Genomic DNA, 682 nt, shown 5'->3' on the forward strand with positions numbered 1-682 from the left:
CTTCTTCGCGCCGACGGTCGTCACGGGCCTCCGCCAGGACGACGAACTCGTGCAGCAGGAGGTCTTCGGGCCCGTCCTGGCGGTGCAGTCGTTCGAGACCGAGGAGGAGGCGCTCGAGCTCGCGAACGGGGTACCGTACGCCCTGGCCGCGTCGGTCTGGACGCGCGACAACGGCCGCGCGCTGCGGTTCAGCCGCGACCTCGACTTCGGCTGCGTGTGGATCAACGCCCACATCCCGTTCGTGTCGGACATGCCGCACGGCGGCTTCAAGCACTCGGGCTACGGCAAAGACCTGTCGATATACGGCTTCGAGGACTACACACGCCTCAAGCACGTGATGGCGAGCCTGGCGTAGAAGCGAGAAGGGGGGTCGGGCGGAGACGTCCGGCCCCTTCGGCGTGCCCGCGCGTTGCAGACTCGGCACCCCACGACGGTTTCCGCCGTGTTTCGGCACTTTAAATTCCGGATTCATCATTGATATCCCTGTTGTTCCGCTGATACCGTCGCCCATCATGAGTTCCGCGACTGATCGCAGCGTCTCCCTCGACCGCGTGTCGAAGGCGATCGTCGAGCAGTTGCAGGAAGACGGGCGGCGTTCCTACGCCGAGATCGGCAAAGCCGTCGGTCTCAGCGAGACCGCCACGCGCCAGCGCGTGCAGAAACTGCAGGATGCCGGCATCCT

At 65.5% G+C, this 682-nt stretch carries 2 protein-coding genes; both read left to right on the top strand.

Annotated features, from left to right (window positions below; genetic code table 11):
- On the top strand, positions 1-355 hold a 355-nt coding region (locus NS220_RS18875), incomplete at its 5' end, for an aldehyde dehydrogenase family protein (RefSeq protein WP_153004386.1).
- 157 nt (positions 356-512) lie between these two features.
- The coding region (locus NS220_RS18880) for an Lrp/AsnC family transcriptional regulator (protein ID WP_153004387.1) at positions 513-682 on the top strand (170 nt) is incomplete at its 3' end.

Origin of the sequence: Microbacterium testaceum (genome assembly GCF_001476655.1) — a bacterium.
Taxonomy (GTDB): domain Bacteria; phylum Actinomycetota; class Actinomycetes; order Actinomycetales; family Microbacteriaceae; genus Microbacterium; species Microbacterium testaceum_C.